This is a genomic window from Zobellia galactanivorans, from assembly GCF_000973105.1.
Lineage (GTDB): Bacteria > Bacteroidota > Bacteroidia > Flavobacteriales > Flavobacteriaceae > Zobellia > Zobellia galactanivorans.
On the sequence record NC_015844.1, the window covers coordinates 1543609 to 1569752 of the forward strand.

The window sequence follows — 26144 nt, forward strand, 5'->3', positions numbered from 1 at the left end:
TCATAAGGGCAAGAAACTAAAGTGTTTGTATTGAAATGTAATATAGGCCGATAGGTATTCCTGATTAAGGTTTGTTTATTTAGGGGGAGAGGCGATTTTTTAACTTAGGGTATTGGCAGGATTGGGATGGAAAAGAATCCGCTTTTTTCAATTTGTCCTAATTTTTGAAAAACTAGGATATTTAATAAAGTTATGGAGGAAAAGGCACCCACCTTCAACTAAGTTTAAGCCGGGCCACCCAACTCCTTAAAGGGATCCCAAAAGTGCTTTTCAAAGTCGATAATTTGGTTGTCGACTACGGTTATCCCTTCATTTTCGAGCAATTGTTGCATAAGGTTGGTACCGTCAAAATGGTGTTTTCCTGTAAGCAACCCGATTTTATTGACTACCCTGTGAGCGGGTATTTCCGGCATACTACCGGCTCCGTTCATGGCCCAACCGACCATTCGTGCACTACGGGCGGCCCCTAGATATTTGGCAATGGCCCCGTAGGAAGTCACGCGCCCCTCGGGTATAAGCCGGGCCACTTCGTATACTTTCTGAAAGAAATTTTTATTGTCAGAATTCATTACCGAAACACGATTCTTAAAATAGTTATAATCAATAAGACCAACATGAGCGCGCTGATAATATAGTTACTATTCTTTGAAAATCGGTTCGATTTATGCTCAAGTTTATTGAAGTACACCGCGTACATATAAAGTACCGTAAAGGTTCCGCTACCTGCCGCCAAAATAAATACAAGGATATCCCAAGCCTGAAATTTGATCCAGCCGGAGGCGTTCCACATGATATTGAGTCCGCTATAATAGGGTATGGTCAACAGATTCAATGCGGCCAACAACATTCCCTTAAAAAAACTGTTCTTCTTGCTGACCTTGACAATTTTCGGGGCCTTCTTTTTGTTTTTGCGCCCTGCGATAAAAAAATACACCATAAAAAAACCGAAGACCCCAAGGGCAATTCTCAAGAGCACGTCTATTACTTCGGGATTTTTATGTAAAAACCTTGAAATATAGACCGCAACGGTAGCCTGAAGAATGACTACGGTAGCCACCCCTAAGCCAAAAATAATTCCGTTCAGCTTGCCTTTTTCCACACTCACCTTTGCCGCATTCATATTCAACAGCCCCGGTGGTACCGTCGCTATAAAGGCCGCCGAAAAAGTAGCAAAAAAAAGTAGCAAAAGATGCAACATGCCTAGTGGATCTTAAATTGGATATAGGTTATGGGTTTCCCTTTTTCAAGATACTGTTTTTCGTAGAAAGTTTGAAGTTCCAAAACCTCTTTTGGGCTTCCTTCATTTTTGTATACGTCATGGTTGGCGTAATTCACTGTCAGTCCTAAACCATGCAAAAGCCCCAAAGTATAACCGTGCATAAACTCACTATCGGTCTTTAGGTGCATTAGGCCGTCAGGAAGTAATATTTTCCTGTATTTGGCCAAGAAACTTTCGTTGGTCATTCGATGTTTTGTACGCTTGTACTTTATTTGGGGATCAGGAAAGGTTATCCAGATTTCGGAAACCTCATCCTTGGCAAAGAGTTCGTCTACCAGTTCGATTTGTGTTCTTAGGAAGGCTACGTTCTTGAGATCATCCTCGAGTGCCGTCTTGGCCCCACGCCACAACCTTGCCCCCTTGATATCGATACCTATAAAATTCTTATTGGGGTCTTGCTTGGCCAAGCCTACGGTATATTCGCCCTTACCACAGCCCAGCTCCAACACAATAGGATTGTCGTTCTTAAAAAAATCGTTCCACTTGCCCCTTAACCCGAAACCTTGTTTTACGGCTTCCCTGCTTGGTTGAATGACATTTGGAAAAGTCTCGTTCTCCTTAAAGCGTTTCAGTTTGTTTTTACTTCCCAATGGTATAAAATTAAATTTTTGGTGAGGCTTTGGCCAGCTGTTTCTCTTTTGCTTTTTCCAAAGTAAAAGAAAATTCCGAACCTACACCCATTTCACTTTCCACATATATCTTTTCCCCGTGCGCCTCAACGATATGCTTTACAATAGCAAGGCCTAGACCAGAACCTCCTTCGCTGCGGCTACCGCTTTTATCCACCCTATAGAAACGTTCAAAAAGGCGGGGTATGTGTTGTTTCGGAATACCTTCTCCGTTATCGGTTACCCTAACGATTACCTTGTTCTTGATCAGGTTTTCCACACTTACCTCGGTAGTACCGTTGGTATGTCCGTATTTTATGGAGTTTACAAGAAAATTGGTTACTACTTGCTGTATTTTTTCCTTATCGGCGAATACTATAATAGGCTCGTCATACTCCATATCAAAAGTAAGTATGATCTTCTTTTTGGCCGATTTCATTTCCAAAAGATCGAAGACATTTTGAATGAGCTCAATAATATCAAAAGGCTCCCTCTTCAGATTAAGGTCGCCTACCTCCAACTTGGTAATAAGGTCAAGGTCTTTCACGATATAGATAAGTCGATCCACCCCCTTACTGGCCCTTTGAAGGTACTTTCGGCGTACATTTTTATCGTCTATGGCCCCGTCCAATAGGGTTTCTATATACCCTTGAACGGTAAACAGCGGTGTTTTAAGCTCGTGCGATACGTTGCCGAGAAAATCTTTTCGGTACTCTTCCCTAATTTTAAGGGTATCGATCTCTATACGTTTGTCTTTGGCAAATTTCCCGATTTCCTCGGTAAGGGTTTTCATGTCGGTAGTAATGGGACCAGAGACAATCGAAGACGTTTCCAACATAGCCACATCATCGTATATTTTCTTTATCCGGCGGTAGATAAACTTTTCTATCCGCACCTGTAAAACGGTAAAGCTAATAGGAAACAACAAAAAGGAGGTAACGATAATGACTACCCAATTAAAAGCATTGAAAAGGAGCAAAAACAGCGCCAACAGCAAAACAAAGATTACGGTAATCATAAAAGAAGACCGTAGCGCAAAGCGGTATGACCTTCTTAATCTAGGAGGCATAAAAAAAGTGTTTAATATTCGCTACGGAACCTTTATACGTCATTTCAGGGCATTTTTCGGCATTCAAAACCCAATCAAGGGGAGAACGGCCCAAAATTACTATAAAAAAGACGTATTACTTAACGATGTAGATTTTATTAGAGCACAAACTTGTAGCCTACACCTTTTACGGTCTTGAAATGATGCTCTCCGATTTTCTCACGAAGCTTTCTAATATGCACGTCGATCGTACGTCCACCGACCACGACTTCATTGCCCCAGACCCTATCTAGTATAACTTCCCTTTTAAAAACCTTATTGGGTTTTGAAGTCAACAGGGCCAAAAGTTCAAATTCTTTTCTAGGCAGAACGATTTCTTGGCCATCGTTCATTATTTTGTATTCTTCCCTATTGATTACAATATTGCCCACCTTAACAATATCATCCTGCGGGGCACTTTCTTCCTTTAACCTTCTTAAAAGGGCCTTCACCTTACTGACCAGAACTTTCGGTCTAATGGGCTTGGTAATATAATCATCGGCCCCGGCATCAAAACCGGCCACTTGCGAATAGTCTTCGCCGCGTGCCGTAAGAAAAGTTATGATAGAGTTCTCCAGTCCGGCCGTGTTTCTAATAGTCTCACAAGCCTCTATACCGTCCATCTCGGGCATCATCACATCCAGTATTATCAAATGGGGCTGCTTCTTCTTTGCCATGGCTACGCCTTCAACTCCATTCTTGGCCGTAAAGACTTGATAGCCTTCGGTAGTAAGATTGTACCCGACAATTTCTAGAATGTCCGGCTCGTCGTCTACCAATAATATCTTAATGTCTTTCTTTTTCATAAGGTGTGTAAAGATGGTTATTTCGTCAAAAGTAAATATAATACCGACATTCCGGGGTCTCTTAACGTTGATTTAATATAGTAACGTTAGGCTAACCTTATCGCAATAAAGTTTTAACATGCACATAACTCGACTTTTACCTCACGTAGCGTTATTTGCCTTGTTTAATAATTGAGTAGAACTAAATAACACTCAAACATTTATAATGAAACTAAATAGTAACGAAATGAAAAAATCTCTTTTCTCTTTATTGGCCTTTGCGTCACTCGCCATTATTTCTTCTTGTAGTAGCGACGACGGTGGTCCAACCCCTAATCCCAATCCTGATCCAGAGGGTGAGGAAATAACTAAAACGGGTATTATTACGGAGGACGAAACCTGGGAAGCCGAAAATATCTATATATTGGATGGCAAAGTGGTGGTTGACGAAGGTGTTACCCTTACAATTGAGCCAGGAACTATTATTAAAGGTGAGCTTGGTGAAGAAACTCTTGCCTCTGCACTTGTAGTGGATCAAGGTGGGAAGATTATGGCAGAAGGTACTGCTAGCCAACCTATTATATTTACTTCTATTGAAGATGGCATTAAACAAGGTGAAACTACAGGAACTCTTACTACAGCTACTAAGGGCCGTTGGGGTGGTGTTATCATCTTGGGTAAAGCACCAATCTCTGTAAACGGAGACCTTCAAACTGCACAGGTAGAAGGTTTGCCTGTTGATGAATCTTACGGACAGTACGGTGGTACTGATACAGCTGATAATTCAGGTGTTCTTAAATATGTATCTATACGTCACGGTGGTGTTACAATTGCACCGGATAACGAAATCAACGGATTAACCCTAGGTGGTGTTGGTTCCGGTACGGTTATAGAAAATATTGAGGTAATAGCTAACGATGATGACGGTATCGAGTGGTTCGGTGGATCTGTAAACGTTACAAATGCTTTGGTATGGGCACAAAGTGATGATGGTTTTGATACTGATGAAGCTTGGTCCGGAACTCTTACTAACGGTGTAGTTATAATGGAAGGTGAATCTGGTTCAGGTCTTGAGCTTGACGGTCCTGCAGGTAGTGCTGCTACTGAAAGTACCGCTTTCACAATGACAGGTATTACACTTATAGGAAACGGAAGTACTAGCAAGTATGCGGATCTAAGAGACGGAACACTCGTTAACCTTAACAATGTTTTGGCCTATGGTTTCTCTGAAGGTTCTACTGTAAATATCGCTGATGCCGATACTGCTAAAGAGCTTACTGATGGTCGTATCACTTTCTCTAACTGGGAAATGGTATTGCCAGAAGGAAGCACTATTGCAGATGTTTTAGCTGGTGATGATATTGCAGAAGGAGACGAAACTAAATTTACTGATAACGCTACGGCTGTTGGAACAGGAACTACAGGTGCTGATTTAGATGCATTTGCATGGACTTTAGCTGCTAGTGAACAAGCTATTGCTGTTACGCCTCAAGGAACTACAATTACAAAATCAGGTATTCTTACTTCAGACGAAACTTGGACAGCTGATAACATTTATATCTTAGACGGTAAAGTTGTAGTAGACGAAGGTGTCACTCTTACAATTGAGCCAGGAACTATTATTAAAGGTGAGCTTGGTGAAGAAACTCTTGCCTCTGCACTTGTAGTGGATCAAGGAGGAATGATTATGGCCGAAGGTACTTCTGATAAACCGATTATTTTTACTACAGTAGAAGATGGAATCGTTCAAGGAGAAACTGCAAGCACACTTACCACTGCCACTAAAGGCCGTTGGGGTGGTGTTATCGTTCTTGGTAAAGCACCAATCTCCGTAAACGGAGACCTTCAAACTGCACAGGTAGAAGGTTTGCCTGTTGATGAATCTTACGGACAGTACGGTGGTACCGATGCAGCAGATAACTCTGGTGTTCTTAAATATGTATCTATACGTCACGGTGGTGTTACAATTGCACCGGATAACGAAATCAACGGATTAACCCTAGGTGGTGTTGGTTCTGGTACGGTTGTAGAAAATATTGAAGTAGTTGCTAACGATGATGACGGTATCGAGTGGTTCGGTGGGTCTGTAAATGTTACAAATGCTGTAGTATGGGCACAAAGTGATGACGGTTTTGATACTGATGAAGCTTGGTCCGGAACTCTTACTAACGGTGTAGTTATAATGGAAGGTGAATCTGGTTCAGGTCTTGAGCTTGATGGTCCTGCAGGTAGTGCTGCTACAGAAGCTACGGCGTTCACCATGACAGGTATTACACTTATAGGAAACGGAAGTACTAGCAAGTATGCGGATCTAAGAGACGGAACACTCGTTAACCTTAACAATGTTTTGGCCTATGGTTTCTCTGCAGGTTCTACAGTAAATATTGCTGATGCCGATACTGCTAAAGAGCTTACTGATGGTCGTATCACTTTCTCTAACTGGGAAATGGTTCTTCCTGAAGGCACTGCTGTTGCTGATGTTTTAGCTGGTGATGATATTGCAGGAGGAGACGAAACTAAATTTACTGACAACGCTGATGGTATCGCAGCTGCAGCTGATGCTTCTGAAGGTGTTGGTGCTGATCTATCTGCTTTTTCATGGGCATGGTCTGCTGGTGAATTAGAGTAGTTGCAACGCACTAGAAGAATATAAAAAGAAAAATGTCCAAAGGCTTTGATTTTAAGCCTTTGGACTATTTTGTTCATAATTGAGCACTATATAAATTAACATAAAATGCTGAAAAAAATACTCTTTGCAACTACCCTTGTTTTCGCACAATGGTGTTTTGCTCAAACCGGGACCATATCAGGGAAAATGATGGACGGTGAGTTTAACGATGTCCTCCCATTTGCCAATATCCTGATAAAGGGAACAACCATAGGAAGCTCCTCTGATTTTGATGGGGTGTATGCCTTGGAGGTGGAGCCCGGCACATACACAGTTTCGTTTTCATATATTGGTTACACATCAAAAGAAATTACCGATGTAGTTGTTGAAGCTGGTAAGGCTACTGAAGTAAATGTAACACTTCAGCCAGCTTCCGCTCAGTTAGATGAGGTAGTGGTTACCACTACGGTTAGCAAAAACACGGAAGCCTCGGTTTTAAACCTTCAAAAAAATTCAGTTAACCTTATGGATGGGTTATCATTGGAGGCTATAAAAACTACGGGTGCAAGTAATATTGCCTCAGCCATTAAAAGTGTGCCAGGAGTATCGGTACAAGAGGGGAAGTATGTAATTGTGAGAGGGTTGGGAGACCGTTATACCAAATCTATTTTAAATGGAATGGATATACCTGGCTTGGATCCGGATAAAAACACAGTTCAGATGGATATATTTCCTACCAACATTCTAGAAAATGTAATCGTTTTAAAATCTGCCGCAGCAGAATTACCTGCAGATTTTACCGGGGGTGTGGTAAACGTGGTTACCAAAGATTTTCCTGCTCAGAAACAGATGTCTTTTTCTGCTTCTGTGGGTTATAATAACAATATGCACTTTAAAGATAATTATTTATCCTACGAAGGTGGTGGAACCGATTTCCTTGGTTTTGATGATGGCACAAGAGAGTTGCCTATTTCTAAACAGGCGGTTATTCCAAGCCCATCTTCTTCGGAGAATGAAAATTTAGAGGGCATTACACGTTCTTTTGAAAAAACTATGGCCACGGAACGGCAAAATTCGAAACCCGATTTTAGCCTAGGTTTTAGTTACGGAAATCAATTTGACGTAGGCGATAACAAACTTGGTTTTATTGCATCTTTAGATTATAAAAACACCACTACTTTCTACGAGGGCTTTGAAAACGGTATCTACCAAAAAAACCCTGAAAGTGATGTTAACGAACTACGTTTTGACAGAAGGCAAGAAGGGGATATAGGTTCTAATAACATATTGGCATCTATTTTAACGGGCTTGTCTTATAAAACGGGCAAATCTAAGTACCGTTTAAACTTTCTTCACATTCAAAATGGAGAGTCAAGAGCGGCACTTTATGATCAAGAAACACAAATTTCCAATTCTATTGAGGTAGTTAAGGATAACCTTGAATATACACAGAGTTCGGTAACTAACTTATTGCTTTCTGGCAAACATACGTCTGAGGATGCTTCGTTTGTTACAGAATGGAGTTTGTCACCCACTTTGGCCAAAGTTCATGATAAGGATATAAGGTTGAGTACTTTTATTGTTGAACCTAATGGTTTCTCTATAAGTCCTGATGCTGGCTTTCCTCAACGTCTTTGGAGAAATCTTGAAGAAACCAATGCTGTAGGAAAAATTGATTTTTCTAAGAGTTATGAAATGTTCGGCAACAAGTCTATGTTGAAATTTGGTGGCCTTTACAGTTACAAGCAAAGAGAGTATGATATTCAAAACTATAGAATTCGTTTCTTTGATTTTACAACAGCGGACCTAAACGGTGACCCGGATTTAATTTTGGCAGATGAAAATATATGGAGCTTGGATAATAATTCTGGATCCTATTTTAGCGGTAACTTTCAGCCAGCTAACAACTACGATGCAGAACAGAATACCATTGCGGCATATCTTTCCAATGAATTTAAATTTTCGGAGAAATTCCGTGCTATACTAGGCTTAAGAGCTGAGCAGTTTACAACGTATTTTACAGGTCAAAACAATACAGGCAGTGAAATCTATGATAATGAAAAAACCATAGACGAACTTGATTTCTTTCCTTCTGCAAATTTAATTTACGGATTTAAGGAAAATATGAACTTTAGAGTTTCATACTCAAGAACTACGGCTCGTCCAAGTTTTAAAGAACTTTCGGTAGTTCAAATTACAGATCTTTTAACGGGTACACTTTTCATTGGTAATTTAGATTTGGTTCCTACTTATGTTGACAATTTTGACTTCAGGTATGAGGTTTTTGGAGACAGGGCTCAGATGTTGGCTTTCAGTAGCTTTTATAAAAAACTAAAAGATCCTATTGAGATAGTTGCTTACAGTAACGTAGCACCTAATCAGATTACGCCTCGTAATGCCCCTTCTGCCGATATATTTGGATTAGAACTTGAAGCGCGTAAGAATTTTGGATTTATTTCTGAGTCACTTAGTAACTTAAGCATAAACTTAAATGTCTCTGTTATTGATTCTAAAATTGAAATGGCAAAAGGTGAGAACCAGGAATATGAAACTAGACTTGCTTTTGCTAGAGATGGTGAAACAATTGAAGAAACGAGAGAGCTTCAAGGGCAATCTCCTTACTTAGTAAATGTGGGTCTAAACTATAATAACAGGGAAACTGGATTTGAAACCGGAGCATTTTTTAACGTTCAGGGAAAAACGTTACAAGTTATTGGTTTTGGTCAAAATGCTGACGTTTATACGCAACCTTTCAATAGTTTGAATTTTAATATTTCTAAGGCCTTTGGAGAAGAGCAACGCTCTAAAGTAAGTTTTAAAGCGAACAACATTCTTGGTGATGATCGTGAAAGTCTTTATGAATCTTTCGGAGGAATTACGAACCGTTACTCTTACAGAGATCCGGGTGTATCATTCTCTTTAGGATATAGCCTTTCTTTTTAAGGCCCTACCATAATATCATGAAAAACCCCGCAAATGCGGGGTTTTATATTTTCAACAAAAATCCTGCAAAACCAAAGGTCAATTATTCGGAATGCTCCAATAGGCTCCTTTTAAGATAAAACCTATATACTCGTCCAAAAAAAAGGAAGCTGTTTCTTAAAAAGAATACATAAGCAATACTTTGGACACCACCATTCATACATATATTCCTACAAAATATAAAATCGAACAACGATCAAACTAAAGATTTCGTATATTTGTGGTATACTATTTGCTCACATAATCATATGAAGCACTTTTACTTGGTAATTACTTTCTTATGTATCTCCTTTTCCTATGGCCAAGACGCCAAAGGTAATGGTGATATTAAAGGGTTTAAACTTTATCCCAACCCCGTCACGAGCGGCAAGGTATATATTAGCACCTCAGAAAGTACGCCCAAGCAGATTGCCATATATGATGTGTTAGGCACCCAGGTGCTACAAACACAGATTAACGGTACCGAACTCAATCTTTCCGAGCTTGATGCCGGCGTATACGTCCTACGCGTTTACCAAAACAACAAAGTAGCGACAAGAAAGTTGATCGTAAAGTAATTACAATCGATTTCACTCGAATTAGCCTTGCCTGCGCTTATTACCCTATTTTTTTCGTTTGACAAACCAACGGAGCCCCTTTCGATAAACGGTCCCAAAATTACGACGAACGGACCACCCTATACCGTTTTCCATACAGTTCGTCTATTTTCACAACATTTTAGCCGACCTACAACCTTCATTAGCTACCTTTGGACCGTTGATCCCAAATCAATAATCTATGCGTATAACCTACTTCATACTTATGTGTGTATTCACCCTTGGTGCGTCCGCCCAAGATGCTTTCGATTTTCAAAATCAGAAAAGCGAAGAAATCCCAGGCTTTAAAATATACCCCAATCCGGCCTTCACCGATGTTGTCAATGTCATAACCAGAGACAACCATTTAAAACAGGTAAGGGTCTACGACGTGTTCGGGGAAATTGTACTCTCTGAAAAAATATCAAGAAGTAACCTGAACATATCCGGCTTGGTCCCTGGCGTCTACGTTTTGCAAGTAACCGAAAACAAAAAGACGAGCAACAGAAAGTTGGTGATAAAATAATCCCAAAGAAAAAGCTCCCTTTCAGGAGCTCTTCAATCTAATTAAAAAAACAAGTATTATGTTTTTGCATTACCCTAAATTAAGGGATAATGTACGGCTTACAAGATTTCGATCACTTCTATATCGAATACCAAATCTTTACCGGCCAATGGATGGTTCCCATCCACTACAATAGTCTCTTCCTTTACATCGGTTACGACCAAATTGATCTCTTGCCCACTTTGCGTCTGAGAAACAAGTCCCATTCCCACTTTTGGCTCAATATCTTGAGGCAATTGACTTTTAGGCACTTCTTGTATCAACTCGGTTCTAGGCAAACCGTAAGCCTCCTCCTTAGGAATATTAACGGTTTTCTTCTCATTGACCTTCATATCAATAAGTCCTTTTTCAAAACCTGGTATCAACTGGCCTTGACCTAGGGTGAACTCAATAGGCTCTCCCCTTTCCACAGAGCTGTCAAAAACCTCTCCAGTGGCCAACTTGCCTGTATAATGTACCTTTACTTTATCGTTCTCTTTAACTTGACTCATATTATCATTTTAAAAAAAAACAGCAAAATGCTATTTTTTAACTATTTCGGTAAAGGTACAGGTATAAAAACGGCTACAAAATCTTTAACCCCAGCCCCCTAGGTATTTAGAAAACATTAACATAATTTTCTGTATTCGTTAAAATAATTAACATTTAAGGAAGTTGGTTTTAAGCGAGTAGCCTTTGTAAACAAAATTATCCACTTTTACCCATATCGTTTATTTTATACGGCAAAGGATATCGCTACTTTTGCCAAAGTATTTTCAATTATGGACGGTAAGCAAATCTTCAATATCGAATCAAAAGGTGAATTTGATGTACAGGCCCTCAAAGTCTTTAGGCATCAATATGACCAAAATGAGGTGTATCGTGAATTTTGTTCGTATTTGGGAAAATCTACCGAGAACGTCGGGGATATAAGCGAAATTCCCTTCCTCCCCATTTCCTTCTTTAAATCGAAGGAAATCATTTCCGGGAAAAAACACCCGGAAGCCATTTTTACAAGTAGTGGTACCACCGGAAGCCAGACCAGCACGCATATTGTAAACCGCATCGCCCTTTACGAGCAGAGTTTCCGAAAAGCTTTTAGCCTGTTTTATGGAAACATAGAAGACTATTGCGTATTGGCCCTACTACCTTCTTATCTCGAACGAGAGGGATCTTCGCTCATCTACATGGTAGACGACATGATCCAAAAGAGCAAACACCCCGACAGCGGCTTCTACCTTCACGACCTTGATGGTCTTCGAGAAAAATTGATCGCCCTAGATGCCAGCGGGCAGAAAGTTCTATTGATAGGAGTGTCTTTTGCCCTTCTCGATATGACAGAGAGCCACTCGCTTCGGCTAAACCATACCATTGTTATGGAAACTGGAGGGATGAAAGGGCGCAGAAAAGAATTGATCCGCGAAGAATTGCACCACATCCTAAAAAAAGGATTCGGTGTTCAGTCCATACATTCCGAATACGGAATGACCGAACTACTGTCACAGGGCTACTCTAAGGGAAACGGTATTTTTGAGACCCCACCTTGGATGAAAATACTAATACGCGATACTGAGGATCCATTGACCTATCAAGGCCATCAAAAAACGGGAGGCATAAATGTCATCGATTTGGCCAATATAGATTCTTGCGCCTTTATCGCAACGCAAGACCTAGGCAAAACCTATACAAACGGTAGCTTTGAGGTGCTCGGTAGGTTTGATCATTCCGATGTAAGGGGATGCAATCTAATGGTGCTTTAAAGCCCCAGGATCTTGGCATCTACAAAGAAAGTAGAATTCACGTCAATTTCATGATCCGTACTGATCAATTCATCCGTCACCGTTTTTAAACGAAGGTTGAACTTGTCTTTTTTAATATATTCTTTTAAGTCTACATCAAGTACATCTACATCTAAAACATCGCCTACATTTTCATCGACAACCTCTTTTGAAGCTATTTTAATCTCATCAAGGCCCTCTGCTGAAATATAAACGACCAAGGACTCAAGAAAACTAAAATCACTATCGTCAGGTGATGTGATTACCAGCTGTAACCGGGTCAGTTTAATTTCCTCGATAAGGTCTTTACGGGTATCGTTTACCTCAAACTGCGAATCTGAATTGGTTTCCATGTCCGGTGTGAACATGTCGAACGGAAGGTCTACACCCGCCGTAGAAGGAATGGTTACCTGACTTTTATATTCTAGATCGAACTTGGTGAGTTCATCTAACTTATCACAAGAAACGAGCGTTACAAAAACGGCGAGAACCAATATAAAAATACGCATCAAATAAAGGGTTTAAAAACGTTACTGTTCGATAACGCCTTTAAACCCCTTTTATTCTAATTATCCGGCAATTAACATCGCCCGATCAGTTCACTACCAAAACAAAATAGTTCTTTTTGCCTCGTTGCAAGAGTACAAATTTGCCATTGATCAGATCGTTTTCGCCAATCTGGTAATCGGCCTTTACTTTTTCCTTGTTTACGGAAATGGAATTCTGTTTCAGCTCCCTACGGGCTTCACTGTTGGAAGTCAAGAATCCGGTCTTATCGGCCAAAGCCCCGATCATATCCAATCCGGGAGTGAGCTCAGACTTCGAAATTTCAGCCTGTGGCACACCGTCAAAAACATCTAAAAAAGTCTTTTCGTCCAAGTTTTTAAGGTCTTCCGAAGTCGACTTTCCAAAAAGGATATTACTTGCTTTTTGGGCATTCCCCAAATCTTCCTGTGAATGCACCATTACGGTAATCTCTTCTGCCAAGCGCTTCTGCAAGACCCTCATATGTGGGGCTTCTTGATGCTCCTTTATCAATGCCTCTATTTCGTCCTTACTCAGAAAAGTAAATATTTTGATGTATTTCTCGGCATCGACATCTGAGGTATTCAACCAATATTGATAAAACTTATAGGGGGAGGTCCGCTCCGCATCCAACCAAATATTACCGCCTTCGGTCTTACCGAACTTGGTTCCATCGGCCTTGGTAATCAACGGACAGGTCAAGGCATAGCCTTTTCCATTTCCTATTCTTCGGATCAGCTCAGTACCTGTAGTAATGTTTCCCCACTGATCACTACCTCCCATTTGCAAGGTGCAATTATAATTTTGATAGAGGTATAGAAAATCGTAGCCCTGTACCATCTGATAAGTGAACTCGGTAAAGGACATTCCTTCTTTAGATTCGGCCGAAAGTCGTTTTTTTACGGAATCCTTGGCCATCATATAGTTTACGGTAATGTGTTTTCCAACATCCCTGATAAAATCCAAGAAGGTAAAGTCTTTCATCCAGTCGTAATTATTGACCAAAATGGCGGCATTCTCGGCATCGCCATCAAAATCTAAAAATCGCGACAACTGCCCTTTTATGGCTTCTTGATTATGCCGAAGGGTAGCTTCATCCAACAGATTACGCTCTGCCGATTTTCCGGAAGGATCCCCGATCATGCCCGTGGCACCGCCAATAAGGGCATAAGGCTTATGGCCGGCCAACTGAAAATGGCGGAGCATCATCACCCCTACCAAATGACCGATGTGCAATGAATCTGCGGTCGGGTCTATACCTACATAGGCCGATTGCATTTCATTCATCAGGTGTTCTTCCGTTCCGGGCATCGCATCGTGCAACATGCCTCTCCATTTTAATTCTTCTACAAAGTTTGAAGTCATGTTCGTTCTGTTCTGAAAATTGAGCTACAAATATAAAAGTAAATCATCGCCCAACCCCCGAATAATAGCGGAAATTATTCCCGGCGATTTGCTAACTTTGAGGCATGGTATTGGTAACGGGCGGAACGGGGTTAGTAGGCTCACATCTTTTATTGAAATTGGTGCAGAACGGTGATTCCGTTCGAGCCATATATAGGAAAGGCAGTAATCTTGAGCGCGTAGCCAAGGTCTTTGGCTATTATACCGACGATGCCCAAGCCCTTTTCAATAAAATAGAATGGGTCGAGGCCGATATTACCGACATTCCCGCCCTTGAAAGCGCCTTTGACCAGGTCAGCCAAGTCTACCATACCGCTGCCCTTATTTCCTTCGACCCTAAAAAATTCGACATCCTCGAAAAAATAAATACCGAGGGCACGGCCAATGTGGTCAACCTCTGTATTGCCCACAAAATCAAAAAACTGTGCTACACCAGTACGATCGGGGCTATCGGCAAAAGCATGGGCAATGCCATGGCCAACGAAGAAAACCCGTGGACATCAAGAGAGGCCAATGTATACGGACTCACAAAACAGGCTGCGGAAATGGAGGTTTGGCGCGGCTCACAGGAAGGACTATCGGTAGTAATGGTAAATCCGGGGGTAATTATCGGCCCGGGCTTTTGGAACAGTGGCAGTGGCGACCTTTTTACCGTCGCCCAAAAAGGATATCGTTTTTACCCCCCTGGGGGAACCGGCTTTATAACCGTTTACGATGTAGTTAAAATGATGGTGGCGTTAATGGGTTCCGAAATCAGCAATGAACGCTATATTGCCGTGGCCGAGAACCTGACGTTTAAAGAAATCCTTACAAAGATTACATCTGAACTGGGTATCAAGCCCCCCACTACCCCATTAAAATATTGGCAACTTGAAGTCGGAAGGTGGTTCGACTGGCTTAAAAACCTCTTCCTTCAAAATGGGCGCCGGATTACAAAAAACTCCATCCGCTCCTTAAAAAATAGGGAAATATACGACAACCAAAAAATCAAGACCGACCTTGGTTTTGAGTTCGAAGCCCTAGACGAAGCTATATCGTTTTGCTGTAAGCGGTTTACCGAAGAGTGTCTTTAGCCTTTTTGGCCTTTGCTTTTTCCCTTTCGAGTTTTTCCTTGGCCACCCGAATACTGTCGTTCAGTTTTTTTTGCTCTTCCAGTTCCTTGCTTTTTTTCTCAAGGTTGGTCTCTACCTTTTTATAGATTTTTTCGTACTCTACGGGAAGTGAAGCGTAGTAACGGTCGCTTTCCACGAATTGCAGACTGTCAATGTCGTATTTTTTAAAGATATAGTCCATGGGCTCAATGCCGTTTTCCCTAAGCACTTCCAAATTGGTCGTCTTGGCGGCATTGACAATAGCCAGGTCTTGGAGTATCTCAACCATTTTTTCTTGAGGAATGAGGTTTTCCGGCTTCTCTAAAAGTGTTTCGTTGCACGAGACCAAAACCAAAAACATCAAGGCTATCGTTAAAAATCTCATATTATCTATTGAAGGTTAGTCGCTTTGCCCTGCGTTCGGCAGAGAAATTTCCATTTTCATAGGCCAAATGACCGTTTACAAAGGTATGCGTAACGGTCGACTTAAACGTAGTGCCTTCAAAAGGCGACCATTTACACTTGTAAGCGATGTTCTCCTTGGTCACTTGATAAGGCGCATTTAGATCCACCACTACCAAATCGGCAAAATACCCTTCCCTGATAAAACCTCGTTTCTCAATCTGAAAAAGTATGGCCGGGTTATGACTCATTTTCTGTACTACCTTTTCCAGTGAAATCACCTTTTCCCGAACCTTTTCCAACAGGGCGGGAAGCGCATGTTGCACCAAGGGACCGCCCGAAGGGGCTTTGGTATATACATTATCTTTTTCGCCCAACAAATGTGGGGCGTGGTCAGTAGCGATCACATCTATACGGTCGTCCAGCAAGGCCTTCCACAAGCGGTCTCTATCCTCTGCGGCCTTTACGGCCGGATTCCACTTGATCAAGGTGCCCTTGGTGTCATAATCCTCCTCGGAAAACCAAAGGTGGTGCACACATACTTCGGCCGTTATCTTTTTCTGCTCTAGCGGGATATCGTTTCTAAAAAGATCCGTTTCCTTTCCGGTAGACAAATGAAATACATGCAGTCTCGTCCCGGTTTTTTCGGCCAGTGCTATGGCTTTCGAAGACGAAAGGTAGCACGCTTCGACACTACGGATCTTAGGATGGTATTTTACGGGAATGTCATCTCCGTACTTCGCCTTATACTCGGCGAGGTTTCTTTTTATAGTCCCCTCATCTTCGCAATGGGCGGAAATCACCATTTCGGTGTTCTTGAAAATCTTCTCTATAACCTCCTCGTCATCGACCAGCATATTACCTGTTGAAGACCCCAAAAAGAGTTTCACTCCCGAGCAGGCATTTTTATCCAATCGCTTTAACTCTTCCAGGTTGTCATTGGTACCCCCAAAAAGAAAAGAATAATTGGCAAAGCTAGACCGGGCGCCCATTTCAAATTTCTCTTCGAGCTTTTCAATGGTTGTCGTCTGAGGTGTGGTATTGGGCTGTTCCATATAAGTGGTAATCCCTCCGGCTACCGCCGCCCTACTTTCTGAGGCAATGTCGCCCTTATGGGTGAGGCCCGGCTCCCTAAAATGCACCTGGTCGTCGATTACCCCCGGCAAAAGGTACCTGCCCTGAACATCGATTACTTCGGCAGTATCATCTGAGATATTGGCGGCTATCTTCTCTATCAAGTCGCCCTTTATCAAAAGGTCTCCTTCAAAAATCGAGTTTTCGTTTACGATTCTGGCATTCTTTATCAACATTTTTCCCATACTAAAACCTAGATTTTTGAAACATGCTCCGTATTTTCATCATAAAAACGCCAAAGATGGCCTCTTTTATTATAGATCCCGACATTTTCGATTTTCCCCTGACCCTATCCCTAAAAATAATGGAAACCTCTTCTATCTTATAATTCTTTAGATAGGCCCTGAATTTCATTTCTATCTGAAAAGCATAACCTACAAAGCGAACGGAATCTAAATTGATATTTTCTAAGACATGACGCCTATAGACCACAAAACCAGCCGTCGGATCGTGAACGCGCATTCCGGTAATCATCTTCACATAAAACGAGGCCCCATACGACAGCAAGACACGTTGAAGCGGCCAATCGACCACGTTCACCCCTTTTTTATATCGGGAACCTACCACCACATCGGCTCCATTGGCACAAGCCCTGTACAACCTTAACAGGTCTTCGGGATTGTGTGAAAAATCGGCATCCATCTCAAAAATATAATCGTACTTCCTTTCAATGGCCCATTTGAACCCATGAATGTAGGCCGTACCCAAACCCGATTTCTCTTTACGTACTTCCAGGAAGAGTTGTTCCGGAAATTCTTGCTGCAACTCCTCTACCTTTGCAGATGTCCCATCGGGAGAGTTGTCATCAACTATCAAAACATGAAATTTCTTATTGAGGACAAAGACAGCTCGAATTATAGCTTCTATATTCTCTATCTCATTGTAGGTGGGGATTATAACTAGACTATCTGACACGGATACGATTGAGTTTTGACAAAAATAGCATTTTAAAAGTCACCGAAAAATGACAACTATCGAATTGTGATATTTTTAAAGGTTGGCTATCTATCAGAATTTGTAATTTTGAGCGTTGTTAATGGTGACAGGCCAAGCCTAAACCCGAGATCCCGACCAAGAATGAAGTCTAAACTACCCCGATTATTTTTAATTATACTAGGAATTGGTTTTCTGATCAACCTGCTTCAGTCGTATTTTACACCGCTCATTTTTGATGAGGCCTATTATTGGCATTTTGCAAAAAAGATGTCTTGGGGCTATTTTGACCACCCGCCCCTAGTGGCCCTGCTCATTAAGATCAGCAGCTTTTTCTTTGATGGCGAGCTTGGGGTTCGTTTTATGAGCTGTGTACTGTCTACCGCCACATTGCTGATTTTGTGGAACACCATAGACCACCCGAAAAAAAACCAATATGTAGTGCATTATTTTGTACTCGCCTACTCGATGACGCTCTTGAACGCCTATGGTTTTTTTACACTGCCCGACACCCCATTGTTGTTCTTTACGGCACTCTTGCTCTTCCTCTATAAAAAATTCCTGGAAAAGCCCAGATTATTATGGGGCATTGCTATGGGCATCGCCATGGCAGGCTTGATGTACAGTAAATACCACGCCGCCCTGGTCATCATCTTCATTCTGTTGTCTAACCTAAAACTGGTCTTCAACAAATATGCATGGCTCTCGGTATTCATTGCGCTGTTATGTTACACCCCCCATTTCATCTGGCTTTACGAAAACGAGTTCGTTACCATAAACTACCATCTTTTCGACCGCCCCAACGACCCCTATAATTTTAATAAATACACCCTCGGCTATTTTGTAAACTTATTGGCGCTCTTCGGCCTCACCTTTCCATGGGTGTATTGGGCCCTTTTTAAGACCAAGGCCAACGATAAATTTACAAGGGCCTTATTATTTCTCGTTTACGGGGTACTTATTTTCTTCTTTATCTCAAGCTTTAACCGAAGAATACAGACCCAATGGATCATTGTCATATCCATTCCGCTTGTCATAATCGTATTCCGTTTTATGATGGAAAATGAGGTGGCGAAAAAATGGATCTATAGAATGGGGCTGACAAACATCGCCCTGATCTTATACCTCAGGGTAGGACTGGTATACGAACCCATGTCGCCCATTTATTATGAAACCCATGGGAACATAGCCTTGGCCGAAGATGTACGGGCAGCCGTAGGCGACATGCCCTTGGTCTTTGAGAACTCTTATAGAAAAGCCCCTATGTTCGCCTTTTATTCCGGCAACACTACCTACTCGCTCAACAACGAAAGCTATCGCCGAAACCAATATTCCATAGACGATTCCGAATCGAAGGTGCAGCACCAAAAAGTACTTTACCTTTCTGGCCGTGCCTCGAATGCCGACCTTACTTTCACAAAAAGTAACGGCAGTAAAATCTACGGCAGATACATCGACAACTTTGAATCGTTCAGAAAGCTAAAAACCTTGCTCGATGGACCTATCGATTTCAACCTTGAAAAAGAACAGACCTTTCAACTGTACAATCCCTACGATTTTGAAATCGACCTGAGCAAATTGCGCTTTAATGTAGCGTATATGACCGATTTCAAGATCGTCATTGACCGCCTGCCCATTAGCCCAAAACCCAATGACCCGAACATAACGAGCATTGGGGCGAAGGATACGATCACCTACACCTTTAAATTTCCAGAGCCCAAAAAATTAAAAGACCCAAAATACGTTAGAATAGGTATTATGGAGAACGGCATGAATTACGGCATCAACGGAAAAAACACCAAAATCAAATAAATGGAACCGATACTACGCACCGCGGGAACAGCCGACTGGATTACGATAATACTTATCGGCAGTATCTTATTCTTGGTCTTGGCAAAGCGCCTGTTCTATAGTCGGTTCTTGAATTTTATTATACTGCCCTTCAACAACAAGTACATTTTCATGTATGGCAAAAAAGAAAAACTGATGAACTGGTTTCATATCTTTTTTACCATTTTTCAGGTCATCAACTTTGCCTTGTTCATTTTCTTGGCTAGACAGGTTTTAAGGGAAAGCACCGAAGACATTTACCCGTTTATATATCCTATTATTTTAGCGTGTCTTTTTGGGTTTATTGTCGTAAAAATTATCTTACAGCTAGGTAACGGCTTCATTTTTGGCTCCATAAAGACCATAGGTGAACTTATTTTTAAAAAATTATCATACCTAAATTATAGTGGTATTATCATGTTTTTGGCCAACGTTATATTGGCCTACGTTGCGCAGGGCTCGAAAACCGTGGTGTATATCGCCATATTGTTGGTCCTCTTAATCAATGTAATCGGGTGGGTTACAGTATTAAGGAATCATCAAAAATTCATCACCAACTACTTTTTCTATTTTATTTTGTACCTTTGCGCTCTCGAAATTTCCCCATTTGTTATCATTGGCAGTTATCTTAAACAATAGGTTTATATGAAAGTAAAAACGATTTTGGTCTCGCAACCAGAACCGAAGATGGAAAACTCACCGTATTCGAAACTGATTGACAAGGAAAAAGTCAAAGTAGACTTTAGGCCTTTTATTCATGTTGAGGGTGTGGATGCTAAAGATGTGCGCCAGCAAAAAATAGATTTGAAAAACTATACGGCTATCATCTTGACCAGCCGCAACGCCGTTGACCATTTCTTCCGCATTGCCGAAGAAATGCGCTTTAAGGTACCCGACTCCATGAAGTATTTTTGCCAGTCGGAAGCCGTAGCGTACTATTTACAAAAATATGTAGTATACCGGAAGCGTAAAATCTATGTCGGCAAGCGAAATTTTGCCGATTTGGTTCCTTTGTTCAAAAAGTACAAAGGCGAAAAATTCCTTTTACCTTCATCTGATGCCCTCAAACCCATCATTCCAGAAATTTTGGACGGATTGGACATTGAATGGAAGCGTGGTATTTTTTACAAGACCGTGATAAGCGACTTATCGGACCTTCGCGATGTATACTATGATATCTTGGTATTCTTTAGCCCTTCGGGTATTGAATCCTTGCTACAGAATTTTCCGGATTTTGAGCAAAACGATACGCGCATTGCCGTATTCGGCAACTCGACCATAGATGCCGCTACCCAAGCCGGCCTACGCATAGACATCAAGGCTCCAACGCCTGAAACACCGTCTATGACCATGGCACTTCAAAAGTACATTACTACGGTAAACAAGAAATAAGACTTCTTGATTCAAAAACATATAAAAAACCCCCTGTTCAAGAACAGAGGGTTTTCTATATTTCCAGTCTTTCGGTCGACATTTAAAACGCATAGCGCTGCGGTCCACCCCTTCGGATTTCCTCGCTCGCATAGGCTTCAAACTTCTTAAAGTTCTCCCTAAAGGCATTCGTCAACTTAAAGGCCGTAGTATAATAGGCTTCATCATCGTTCCATGTCGTACGCGGACTCAATACACTGGTAGGTACTCCTGGGCATTCCCTTGGCTGTGCAACACCAAACACCGAATGGATATGGTAATCATCATAGGTATATAGCCCCAAGTCCCCATTGAGCACGGCATTGATCATAGCCCGGGTATACTTTAGCTTCATACGCGTACCTACTCCGTAAGGACCTCCGGTCCACCCTGTATTGACCAGCCAAACGTTCACCCCGGCTTCTTTCATTTTCCTACTTAGCATTTCGGCGTATTTGGCCGGATGCAAGGGCATAAACGGTGCTCCGAAACAGGCGGAAAAAGAAGGAACAGGCTCGACTACCCCAGCTTCGGTGCCCGCAACCTTGGCGGTATAGCCCGAAATGAAATGATAGGCCGCTTGGCTCGGGGTCAATTTCGATATGGGAGGCAATACACCAAAGGCATCGGCCGTAAGGAAGAATATATTCTTAGGATTCTTACCCATGGAAGGTCGTTGCACGTTCTCAATATGGCAGATAGGATAACTCACCCTTGTGTTTTGTGTTATGGAAGTATCGGCAAAATCGACATTACCGGCCTCATCCATGACCACATTCTCTAAAATGGCGCCTTTTTTGATAGCACCGAAGATTTCGGGTTCGTTCTCTTGCGAAAGGTTGATGACCTTGGCATAGCAACCACCCTCAAAATTAAAAACGGCATTCTCATTGTTCCAACCGTGCTCATCGTCACCAATAAGTTTTCGTGAGGCATCGGTAGACAAAGTCGTTTTTCCAGTACCCGAAAGGCCAAAGAATATAGCCGTATCACCATCTTTACCCACATTTGCCGAGCAGTGCATCGGCAAGGTTTTCTTCTCTACAGGAAGTATAAAGTTCAGCGCTGAGAAAATCCCTTTTTTAATTTCGCCAGTGTAGCCCGTACCCCCGATAAGCACAATTTTTCGGGTGAAGTTCAAAATTGCGAAATTGTGTTGTCGCGTACCATCGATTTCGGCATCGGCCCTAAAGCCCGGGGCATTTATCACCGTCCACTCCGGGTCAAAATTTCTCAATTCCTCTTCCGTAGGCCTGATGAACATATTATAGGCAAATTGATTTGCCCAAGGATGCTCATTGATGACCCTAATATCAATTCGATAATTAGGATCGGCACAGGCGTAACAATCGCGCACGTACAACTCCCTTTCATTCAGATAGGCAATCACCTTGTCATAAAGCGCATCGAACTTAGAGGGCTCAAAGGGAAGGTTGATATCGCCCCACCATACTTTTTTTTCGGTAATCTTATCTTTTACGATAAACCGATCCTTAGGTGACCTACCGGTAAATTCCCCGGTATTTACCGCCAAGGCCCCAGAAGAGGCTTCCTTTCCCATCTTCTTCTCAAGAGCAATGGCATGTAGCTCTGAAGGAGACAGCTGATAATGCAGATTATCGTGCGTGATACCGTACGATTTTAAAGAAATAGATTTTCTCATTTTTTGTGAATTGTTAATTCAGAGTTTGTTTTCGGGTATAAAATTATCAAAATAATAACTTTACATGCCTTAAAATGAGAATTTATTAGCACAAATATTTATATACCCGATATCCAAATAGGCCCCAACCTACAATAAGCAAGGTACCGCCCAATGGGGTTACCAGACCGATTACCCTAAAATCAAAATCGGTCAGACTGTTCATAGCCAAGAGGTAAATAGAGAAAGAAAAACAAAAAATTCCCACCAACACAAAATAGAAAACCAACTTTTTACTAGCTTCGGGCAATGCTTGCATATTACCTAAAACCAACAACAGCAAGGCATGGTACATTTGGTATCTTACCCCGGTCTCAAAAGTTTGAATCGCATCGGCATCTACTAATTTTTCCAAGCCATGAGCACCAAAAGCACCCAAAATGACAGCCATAGCCCCTAGGACGATTCCTGTTAGAAATATTGTTTTGTTCATAACTTATATGATGTATTTTTTTATAAATATAACAATCACTACCTTAGTCTCTCGTTATACCTATTAAAAGTACAAAACTAAATGTCGCGAAATATACTTGTTATCGGAGCAGGGAAATCTACCTCCTATCTTCTGGATTATTTTCTCGAAAAATCTAATGAAGAGCAACTTCACCTTACCATTGGCGACCTCAATCCAGAGTCCATTTCCAAAGCCGTCAAAGACCATAAAAACTGTACGGTAATTCAACTCGACATACAGAACGAAGCCGCAAGAAAGAAAGCCATAGACGAAAGCGACATTGTGGTCTCTATGCTTCCCGCATTCTTGCACAGTAAGGTTGCCGTCGATTGTTTGGCATTGAACAAGCACTTGGTTACGGCTTCCTATGTAAGCGATAGCCTAAAGGACTTGGAGGCAGAGGTAAAGAAGAGGGGACTGGTATTTATGAATGAAATAGGCCTCGATCCCGGTATCGACCATATGAGTGCCATGCAGATCATTGACAGGATCAGGGACAAAGGCGGAAAAATACTGCTTTTTGAGTCGTTTTGCGGGGGATTGGTCGCTCCTGAAAGTGACGACAACCTATGGAATTACAAATTCACCTGGAATCCGCGAAACGTTGTCCTTGCAGGTCAAGGTGGTGCGGCAAAGTTTATTCAGGAAGGCACCTACAAATATCTTCCCTACCATAAACTGTTCCGGCGCACCGAATTTTTCGACATTGAAGGCTATGGCCGTTTTGAAGGCTACGCCAATCGAAACTCTTTAAATTACAGGGAAGCCTACGGCCTGCAAGATGTGCTCACCCTCTATCGGGGTACGATGCGCCGGGTGGGGTTTTCAAAAGCCTGGAACATGTTCGTACAACTGGGCATGACCGACGACAGTTATACCATTGAGAACTCCGAGGACATGTCTTACCGCGAGTTCACCAACCTATTTCTGCCGTATTCCCCAACAGATTCGGTAGAACTAAAACTTAGGCATTACCTTAAAATCGACCAAGACGACATTATGTGGGAAAAGCTCTTGGAGCTCGACCTTTTTAACGACCAAAAGTCCATTCCGTTAAAACATGCCACCCCGGCCCAGATTCTTCAATACATACTGGAAAAGAGCTGGAACCTCAACGACGATGATAAGGACATGATCGTTATGTACCATAAAATAGGTTACGAACTTCAAGGCCACAAATACCAAATCGATGCCAATATGGTCGTCATTGGCGAGAACCGAATCCATACGGCCATGGCCAAGACGGTAGGACTACCCGTAGCCATCGCCACCTTGGCCATCCTGAACAAAAAGATAAGCACCCCCGGCATACAAATACCCATCAAAAAAGAAGTGTACCAACCCATATTAGAAGAACTTAAATCATATGGGATCCATTTTAAGGAATACAAAGTACCATACCTAGGCTATAATCCTGATTCCGTGTCCAATGAAGATTAAGCATATTCATTTAGGCTTTATCCAAAACGGCATTTACTAGCGGTATGAAATTCAAACAATAATAGCTACTTTTACCATCAAATTGAAACCCTGATATGAAACCAAGTAACGATAAAGTAAAAATTGACGGTATCGACAAAAAGATTCTAAGGTACTTGATGGAAGATGCCAGAAAGCCCATTCTGGAAATTGCCCGAAACATTGGTATATCTGGGGCGGCCATTCACCAACGCCTTAGAAAATTAGAGGCATCGGGATTACTGGCCGGTTCAAAATTTATAATCAACCCCAAGGTCATGGGCTACACCACCATGGCCTATATAGGCATATACCTCGACAAGGCCATGAGCAACCCTGTTGCCGTAAAACAACTCGAAAAGATTCCCGAAGTACTGGAATGCCACTATACCACGGGCAATTGGTCTATTCTCATAAAAGTGCTCTGTAAAGACAACGAACACCTGATGCACGTGCTGAACAAGGAAATTCAACAGATAGAAGGGGTATCGCGTACGGAAACCTTTATTTCCTTGGCCCAGCAAATTGATCGACAAATTCAGATCTAATATTTGTATTAAATCTAAATAAGGATTATTTTTGTCCTCAATGGTACGCATTCATTCATCACAATACTACTCATTTTTCCAATCGGATAAGGAAAGATGTTTTTATATAGACCTCGGTCAGAAGTTGGTGCGTTTATCGTTTTGCCAGCTCTTATCGCTGCGTCAAAAAGTGTGGGGCATTACCATTGAACATCACTTTGACGAGGAAATCAACCCCCATGGAATAGAGATCCTGACCCTTTGCAACAGAGAACACCTTTTCGTATTGAACACCTTGGAAATTCTCGACCTCAAGGCCTTACTTAGCGATGTATTTTTTGTGCTCGGTATTGCCGCCCAAACGCCCTCCCTTACCTCCAAAATTTAAACCTTCCTATTTTTAACCAGTCTAAAACCAGTTATAAATTGGTTAACCCACTAGCTCTGTACACGCTTTTGTGATAACTTTACGTTAGACAGATAAAGAAAAAGACAATGAAAGATATAGCGAGACAACAGATGAGTATAAAGGTGGAAAGCATGGATATGCTTAACGCCCAAATACAAATGGAGGGAAAAGCATCTGCCTCTTATTTGGCCATGGCCTCTTGGTGCGATCAACGGGGTTATACGGGCAGCGCGGACTTTATGTACCAACAAGCGGCCGAGGAAAGGGAGCATATGATGAAGATTTTCAAGTTCGTCAACGATTGTGGCGGAAATGCCATTTCACCCGAAGTAACAAATATCAACCATGATTTCTCTTCCTTGGAGGAAGTTTTCGAAACGGCCTTGACCCAAGAAATAGAAGTAAGCAAATCGATCAATCGAATAGTTGCCACAGCCAGGAAGAACAGCGATTTTGGCGTTGAAAACTTCATGCAGTGGTTCATTACCGAACAATTGGAAGAGGAAAAGTCAATACGCGACATCTTAGACCTATTTGAACTGATGGGCCGCGACGGTATCGCCTTAAAACTGATCGATGAACGTATCAATGCAGCATAACACTTAGACTAACTCAAGAA

At 41.8% G+C, this 26144-nt stretch carries 26 protein-coding genes; 13 read left to right on the top strand and 13 right to left on the bottom strand.

All coding sequences use genetic code 11. The features are described 5' to 3' along the window. Window positions 1-224: 224 nt before the first annotated feature. The 5 genes from ZOBGAL_RS06115 to ZOBGAL_RS06135 form a co-directional block, all read right to left on the bottom strand. Window positions 225-569 (bottom strand): MGMT family protein, encoded by a 345-nt coding sequence (locus ZOBGAL_RS06115; protein ID WP_013992656.1) that lies wholly within the window; start codon window positions 567-569, stop codon window positions 225-227. Continuing rightward, entirely contained in the window at window positions 569-1198 is a 630-nt protein-coding gene (locus ZOBGAL_RS06120; protein ID WP_013992657.1) for a LysE family translocator, read from the bottom strand. The genes ZOBGAL_RS06115 and ZOBGAL_RS06120 overlap by 1 nt, the downstream gene beginning before the upstream one ends. A 2-nt stretch (window positions 1199-1200) precedes the next feature. Next, window positions 1201-1869, bottom strand: coding sequence for a tRNA (guanosine(46)-N7)-methyltransferase TrmB (gene trmB / locus ZOBGAL_RS06125; RefSeq protein WP_013992658.1), 669 nt, complete (start codon window positions 1867-1869; stop codon window positions 1201-1203). Window positions 1870-1879: 10 nt separating this feature from the next. Then, the gene (locus ZOBGAL_RS06130; protein WP_013992659.1) at window positions 1880-2956 is read right to left on the bottom strand and encodes a sensor histidine kinase; all 1077 of its coding nucleotides are present in this window, start codon (window positions 2954-2956) and stop codon (window positions 1880-1882) included. A 137-nt stretch (window positions 2957-3093) separates the two neighbouring features. Beyond that, complete coding sequence (locus tag ZOBGAL_RS06135; protein ID WP_013992660.1) at window positions 3094-3780, bottom strand: response regulator transcription factor; 687 nt, start codon at window positions 3778-3780, stop codon at window positions 3094-3096. A 226-nt stretch (window positions 3781-4006) separates the two neighbouring features. Between ZOBGAL_RS06135 and ZOBGAL_RS06140 the strand changes: the two genes are divergently transcribed. From ZOBGAL_RS06140 to ZOBGAL_RS06155, 4 genes are all read left to right on the top strand, one after another. Further along, entirely contained in the window at window positions 4007-6388 is a 2382-nt protein-coding gene (locus tag ZOBGAL_RS06140) for a hypothetical protein (protein WP_046287797.1), read from the top strand. 105 nt (window positions 6389-6493) lie between these two features. Next, window positions 6494-9310 carry a TonB-dependent receptor gene (locus ZOBGAL_RS06145; RefSeq protein ID WP_013992662.1) on the top strand — a complete coding sequence of 939 codons (2817 nt, stop codon included), beginning with the start codon at window positions 6494-6496 and terminating at the stop codon, window positions 9308-9310. A gap of 287 nt (window positions 9311-9597) precedes the next feature. After that, entirely contained in the window at window positions 9598-9906 is a 309-nt protein-coding gene (locus ZOBGAL_RS06150) for a T9SS type A sorting domain-containing protein (RefSeq protein WP_013992663.1), read from the top strand. Between the two features lie 244 nt (window positions 9907-10150). Beyond that, the gene (locus ZOBGAL_RS06155; RefSeq protein WP_231854801.1) at window positions 10151-10450 is read left to right on the top strand and encodes a T9SS type A sorting domain-containing protein; all 300 of its coding nucleotides are present in this window, start codon (window positions 10151-10153) and stop codon (window positions 10448-10450) included. A gap of 98 nt (window positions 10451-10548) precedes the next feature. Here ZOBGAL_RS06155 and ZOBGAL_RS06160 read toward each other — a convergent pair whose 3' ends face one another. Next, window positions 10549-10980: an FKBP-type peptidyl-prolyl cis-trans isomerase gene (locus ZOBGAL_RS06160; protein WP_013992665.1), complete on the bottom strand. Its 432-nt coding sequence runs from the start codon at window positions 10978-10980 to the stop codon at window positions 10549-10551. Between the two features lie 270 nt (window positions 10981-11250). On the opposite strand from ZOBGAL_RS06160, the gene ZOBGAL_RS06165 reads away from it, so the two are divergent. Continuing rightward, the gene (locus ZOBGAL_RS06165; RefSeq protein WP_013992666.1) at window positions 11251-12228 is read left to right on the top strand and encodes a LuxE/PaaK family acyltransferase; all 978 of its coding nucleotides are present in this window, start codon (window positions 11251-11253) and stop codon (window positions 12226-12228) included. Here the strand turns inward: ZOBGAL_RS06165 and ZOBGAL_RS06170 are convergent. Further along, the gene (locus tag ZOBGAL_RS06170) at window positions 12225-12755 is read right to left on the bottom strand and encodes a hypothetical protein (protein WP_013992667.1); all 531 of its coding nucleotides are present in this window, start codon (window positions 12753-12755) and stop codon (window positions 12225-12227) included. The genes ZOBGAL_RS06165 and ZOBGAL_RS06170 overlap by 4 nt on opposite strands. A gap of 85 nt (window positions 12756-12840) precedes the next feature. Continuing rightward, window positions 12841-14136 (bottom strand): tyrosine--tRNA ligase, encoded by a 1296-nt coding sequence (gene tyrS / locus ZOBGAL_RS06175; protein WP_013992668.1) that lies wholly within the window; start codon window positions 14134-14136, stop codon window positions 12841-12843. A 104-nt stretch (window positions 14137-14240) separates the two neighbouring features. Between tyrS and ZOBGAL_RS06180 the strand changes: the two genes are divergently transcribed. After that, on the top strand, window positions 14241-15248 hold the full coding sequence (locus ZOBGAL_RS06180) for an NAD-dependent epimerase/dehydratase family protein (RefSeq protein ID WP_013992669.1): 1008 nt from the start codon (window positions 14241-14243) through the stop codon (window positions 15246-15248). On the opposite strand, the gene ZOBGAL_RS06185 is transcribed toward ZOBGAL_RS06180, so the two are convergent. Genes ZOBGAL_RS06185 through ZOBGAL_RS06195 form a run of 3 tightly spaced genes read right to left on the bottom strand, consistent with a single transcriptional unit; the run spans window position 15229 to window position 17717 of the window. Continuing rightward, the gene (locus ZOBGAL_RS06185) at window positions 15229-15651 is read right to left on the bottom strand and encodes a DUF4296 domain-containing protein (protein WP_046287373.1); all 423 of its coding nucleotides are present in this window, start codon (window positions 15649-15651) and stop codon (window positions 15229-15231) included. The two genes, ZOBGAL_RS06180 and ZOBGAL_RS06185, sit on opposite strands and share 20 nt — an antisense overlap. Before the next feature lies 1 nt (window position 15652). Next, window positions 15653-16987, bottom strand: coding sequence for a dihydroorotase (locus ZOBGAL_RS06190; RefSeq protein ID WP_013992671.1), 1335 nt, complete (start codon window positions 16985-16987; stop codon window positions 15653-15655). 1 nt (window position 16988) lies between these two features. Further along, entirely contained in the window at window positions 16989-17717 is a 729-nt protein-coding gene (locus ZOBGAL_RS06195; RefSeq protein WP_013992672.1) for a polyprenol monophosphomannose synthase, read from the bottom strand. 162 nt (window positions 17718-17879) lie between these two features. Between ZOBGAL_RS06195 and ZOBGAL_RS06200 the strand changes: the two genes are divergently transcribed. From ZOBGAL_RS06200 to ZOBGAL_RS06210, 3 genes are read left to right on the top strand one after another with little or no spacing between them, the layout of a single operon-like run. Beyond that, window positions 17880-19547, top strand: coding sequence for an ArnT family glycosyltransferase (locus ZOBGAL_RS06200; RefSeq protein WP_013992673.1), 1668 nt, complete (start codon window positions 17880-17882; stop codon window positions 19545-19547). Then, window positions 19548-20204 (top strand): DUF4271 domain-containing protein, encoded by a 657-nt coding sequence (locus ZOBGAL_RS06205; RefSeq protein ID WP_013992674.1) that lies wholly within the window; start codon window positions 19548-19550, stop codon window positions 20202-20204. Between the two features lie 6 nt (window positions 20205-20210). Next, entirely contained in the window at window positions 20211-20957 is a 747-nt protein-coding gene (locus ZOBGAL_RS06210; RefSeq protein WP_013992675.1) for a uroporphyrinogen-III synthase, read from the top strand. Between the two features lie 82 nt (window positions 20958-21039). On the opposite strand, the gene pckA is transcribed toward ZOBGAL_RS06210, so the two are convergent. Together pckA and ZOBGAL_RS06220 are read right to left on the bottom strand one after the other, a co-directional pair. Then, on the bottom strand, window positions 21040-22638 hold the full coding sequence (gene pckA, locus ZOBGAL_RS06215; RefSeq protein ID WP_013992676.1) for a phosphoenolpyruvate carboxykinase (ATP): 1599 nt from the start codon (window positions 22636-22638) through the stop codon (window positions 21040-21042). 85 nt (window positions 22639-22723) lie between these two features. Continuing rightward, complete coding sequence (locus ZOBGAL_RS06220; protein WP_013992677.1) at window positions 22724-23110, bottom strand: DUF423 domain-containing protein; 387 nt, start codon at window positions 23108-23110, stop codon at window positions 22724-22726. Between the two features lie 81 nt (window positions 23111-23191). Between ZOBGAL_RS06220 and ZOBGAL_RS06225 the strand changes: the two genes are divergently transcribed. From ZOBGAL_RS06225 to ZOBGAL_RS06240, 4 genes are all read left to right on the top strand, one after another. Continuing rightward, a complete protein-coding gene (locus tag ZOBGAL_RS06225) occupies window positions 23192-24571 on the top strand; it encodes a saccharopine dehydrogenase family protein (RefSeq protein WP_013992678.1) in 1380 nt (459 codons plus the stop codon). Window positions 24572-24666: 95 nt separating this feature from the next. Continuing rightward, window positions 24667-25137: an Lrp/AsnC ligand binding domain-containing protein gene (locus tag ZOBGAL_RS06230; protein WP_013992679.1), complete on the top strand. Its 471-nt coding sequence runs from the start codon at window positions 24667-24669 to the stop codon at window positions 25135-25137. A 40-nt stretch (window positions 25138-25177) separates the two neighbouring features. Further along, window positions 25178-25504 (top strand): hypothetical protein, encoded by a 327-nt coding sequence (locus ZOBGAL_RS06235; RefSeq protein ID WP_046287374.1) that lies wholly within the window; start codon window positions 25178-25180, stop codon window positions 25502-25504. Window positions 25505-25611: 107 nt separating this feature from the next. Next, window positions 25612-26124: a ferritin gene (locus ZOBGAL_RS06240; RefSeq protein ID WP_013992681.1), complete on the top strand. Its 513-nt coding sequence runs from the start codon at window positions 25612-25614 to the stop codon at window positions 26122-26124. The last annotated feature ends 20 nt before the right edge of the window (window positions 26125-26144 follow it).